Annotated in this window: 4 protein-coding genes; 3 read left to right on the forward strand and 1 reads right to left on the reverse strand. The window is 44.1% G+C overall.

The window, feature by feature from the left end; translation table 11 throughout:
* The first annotated feature begins 179 nt into the window (after nt 1-179).
* The 3 genes from QT974_RS32750 to QT974_RS32760 all read left to right on the forward strand — a co-directional run bounded on the left by QT974_RS32750 (nt 180) and on the right by QT974_RS32760 (nt 2,174).
* Nucleotides 180-428 (forward strand): gamma-aminobutyric acid A receptor, epsilon-like protein, encoded by a 249-nt coding sequence (locus QT974_RS32750; protein WP_333472531.1) that lies wholly within the window; start codon nt 180-182, stop codon nt 426-428.
* Between the two features lie 268 nt (nt 429-696).
* Complete coding sequence (gene ychF, locus QT974_RS32755) at nt 697-1,788, forward strand: redox-regulated ATPase YchF (protein WP_333472532.1); 1,092 nt, start codon at nt 697-699, stop codon at nt 1,786-1,788.
* A 20-nt stretch (nt 1,789-1,808) separates the two neighbouring features.
* Nucleotides 1,809-2,174, forward strand: a complete 366-nt coding sequence (locus tag QT974_RS32760; RefSeq protein WP_333472533.1) for a phage holin family protein — start codon at nt 1,809-1,811, stop codon at nt 2,172-2,174.
* A gap of 215 nt (nt 2,175-2,389) precedes the next feature.
* On the opposite strand, the gene QT974_RS32765 is transcribed toward QT974_RS32760, so the two are convergent.
* Nucleotides 2,390-2,866 carry an NUDIX hydrolase gene (locus QT974_RS32765; RefSeq protein ID WP_333472534.1) on the reverse strand — a complete coding sequence of 159 codons (477 nt, stop codon included), beginning with the start codon at nt 2,864-2,866 and terminating at the stop codon, nt 2,390-2,392.
* Between the last annotated feature and the right edge of the window lie 407 nt (nt 2,867-3,273).

Raw genomic sequence — 3,273 nt, forward strand, 5'->3', positions numbered from 1 at the left:
GGGACTTCATGCCTCCCACGTCATGTCATAGATGACTATACTTTTACAAGCTATTTTTCAAGTCGGTCAACTCTAATTAACCAATACCACAAATCGGTTGTTTTTGTTTTAAAAGATAGCTGGAAGTGGTAAAAAAATGTTTTTGAGACATCTGTATTACTAGCGAGCTAAACACTAACATGATTTATCCCACTCCCGATCCGATGCCCGGCCCGCAAATTCCCGGTACTGAACCGGGGCTGCCGGAGATTCCTGCATCGCCACCTGTGCCGGGGCCCGTACCGGAACCGATTCCTGGCCTGGTACCGGAACCGGTACCTGCGCCAATTCCGCAGCCAATTCCTGAACCGGTGCCGGAAACTGTACCTTCTCCGATTCCTCAAACAGTTCCCGGGCCAATTCCTCAGACAATCCCTGAACCAATCTAAATTATGTTTTAGTGCTTCGGGAAGTTTAACAGAATTTGTGAGGTCGATCGCCCAAACCGAGTTTCTGCCCCAGTACCCAATTTTTGGATAAATAAGGGACAGGGACAGGTTTTGGGCGATCGTTTTTTTGTGTGACAAGTTGTGAACCGTTGAGCCATCTACCTCAAGTTAGATATTTAGCCGAACACAGGCTGGAGATTTGAGGTGACTTGTCCGATATATTGCTGATACTTATGATATTTTGAAACAGTGATATTTCTAAATAGCTATGCTTACCGCCGGAATTGTCGGACTGCCTAATGTTGGCAAATCTACTCTGTTTAATGCTTTGGTGGCTAATGCCAAGGCGACTGCTGCTAATTTTCCTTTTTGTACGATCGAGCCAAATACGGGTATCGTGGCAGTACCCGACGAACGGTTGAAGGTGCTGAGCAATATTGGCAATTCTGCGCAAACTGTGCCGACGCGGATGGAGTTTGTCGATATTGCAGGTTTGGTGAAGGGTGCGAGTCAGGGGGAAGGGCTGGGAAATCAGTTTTTGTCTCACATTCGGGCTGTAGATGCGATCGTCCACGTTGTCCGCTGTTTTGACAATGATGATATCATTCACGTTTCCGGTTCGGTCGATCCCCAGCGAGATATCGACATTATCAATCTCGAATTAATTTTAGCAGATTTAGCTCAAATTGAACGCCGGCTCGATCGCACTCGCAAACAAGCCCGCAACAACAAGGAAGCTCAAGCAGAAGTAAACGTGCTGGAAAAGTTGGTTGTGGTTTTGAATGCCGAAAAACCAGTACGTCAGTGCAGTTTAACCGACGAAGAAGCAGAATTAGTTAAAGGTTTAGAATTGTTAACAAACAAGCCGATTATCTATGCGGCGAACGTGTCTGAAGACGATTTGGGAACGGGAAATAGCTATGTCGAACAAGTGCGAAAAATAGCAGAAGCAGAAAATGCTAAGGTTGTCATAGTTTCGGCGCAAGTTGAGTCAGAATTGGTGGAGTTGCCAGAGGAAGAACGGGCGGATTTCCTCGAATCTCTGGGGGTAACAGAAGGTGGCTTAAAATCTTTGATTCGAGCAACCTACGAATTATTGGGTTTGCGGACTTATTTCACTAGCGGGCCGAAGGAAACTCGCGCTTGGACAATTATCGCGGGAATGTTAGCGCCGCAAGCTGCGGGGGTGATTCACTCTGATTTCGAGCGGGGTTTCATCCGGGCCGAAACTGTAGCTTATGAAGATTTAGTGGCGACGGGCGCAATGAATGCAGCTAAGGAAAAAGGCTTAGTTCGCAGTGAAGGAAAAGAGTATGTTGTACAAGAGGGGGATGTGTTGTTGTTCCGATTTAATGTTTAGCCTTTTAAGGAGATAAGCAAATGGATATTGTTTCACTGGCAATTGCTTGGTTGGTAACATCTGTGAGCTTTTTTATTATTTCCAAGCTGCCCATAGGCGTGGATATTGACACTTTTGGAAAAGCGATGATGTCGGCTGCGGTGTTTGGATTGCTGAATGCTTTAGTGCGGCCGATTTTTATGTTGTTTACTTTTCCAGCTTTGTTGCTAACTTTTGGTTTGTTTATGATTGTTATCAACGCTGCTATCTTTGGATTGGCGGCTTGGCTAGTCGATGGATTTCGCTTGCGCTGGGGAATTTGGAGCGCTTTGCTGGGTGCTATAACCCTCGGTTTTATTAACTCTTTGCTCTATCAAGTGTTGAGTACGCTGCCTAGAGTAAGGTAGAGAAAGTTCAGTTGACAGTTGACAGTTGACAGTTGACAGTTGACAGCAATCTCTACTTAAAAGGAAGAGCAGCGGACAAAAATCAAGGGGGCGGGTCGATCTATTTTGTGAATTGTGGCAAAGTATTTGGGGTAAAACCCGCCTCTACTGCACATATTTTGAGTAAAAATTGCTTCTAATGTATTTGCTTGTTGGGATTTGGAGCGATTTAATTATCAGTCTTCGCAATAGTCGAGAATTTTTTCTGGAACTAGGCGCAATTCTCCCGAGCGAAATCGGTCAACAGGCATCCAAAATGCGGTACATTTCAAGTTACCGTCTACAAAATCTAAACTTGCCAATTCATAGAATTTGGAGTCAACAAAATCGCACTGGTAGAGTTGTATTAATTCGTGTCCGGCTTGGCCATTAAAAATAAAGAAGCTTTCCAAACAAGCTAAATATTTGATATTTGTTAACTCGGCTTGAATTTCTTCTTTAAATTCTCTTTTCAAAGTGTCGAGGCTGTGTTCTCCGAATTCTACACCTCCACCCAGAACTCGATACAATGTGTCTTGTTTTACCGGATCTTTGAATTGGGAAACGAAAATGCGATCCTCTTCGTTGGCGTAGCCCCCGTAGGGGCGGGCTTCGCTAACGCCCGATCGAATTAATCCTAAAACAATTACACGAATTTTAGGTGATTGTTGCATAATTATACCATTTTACAAAAATCCTGGAACAGTATTTGTAGGGTGCGTCGAAGAAAGAAAATCTCTAAATTTAATCGAAAATCTCATAGCGACGCACCTTACACATTCGGTATGCGAAACAACTCGGACGTTCACTCGCGCCCTGTTTGTCAGGTGGGTATCTATGAGATTGTTCCTCTTTCTTGAGGATTGTCGGTGGCGATGCACCCTACGCGGTTTCATCTTCTTTGCATCAAAGATTTATAGCCTTTCTCCTGACGGTGAGGTATATCTGGTAATGGGTAATGGGTAATGGGTAATTGGCTGCTCTTGCTTATTGTTTGATTTTTCCATCTAACTAATCACCAATGACCAATAGACTTGAATTGCATAAGTCTTTGATTGATACAGAAACCGCAGATGTCAGA

Origin of the sequence: Microcoleus sp. BM001215392 (genome assembly GCF_036700185.1) — a bacterium.
Classification (GTDB): domain Bacteria; phylum Cyanobacteriota; class Cyanobacteriia; order Cyanobacteriales; family Microcoleaceae; genus Microcoleus.

Excerpts from the sequence above, each read along its gene's own strand:
- QT974_RS32765 (WP_333472534.1), bottom strand. The coding sequence starts at position 2,866 with ATGCAACAATCACCTAAAATTCGTGTAATTGTTTTAGGATTAATTCGA.
- ychF (WP_333472532.1), top strand. The coding sequence starts at position 697 with ATGCTTACCGCCGGAATTGTCGGACTGCCTAATGTTGGCAAATCTACT.
- QT974_RS32760 (WP_333472533.1), top strand. The coding sequence starts at position 1,809 with ATGGATATTGTTTCACTGGCAATTGCTTGGTTGGTAACATCTGTGAGC.
- QT974_RS32750 (WP_333472531.1), top strand. The coding sequence starts at position 180 with ATGATTTATCCCACTCCCGATCCGATGCCCGGCCCGCAAATTCCCGGT.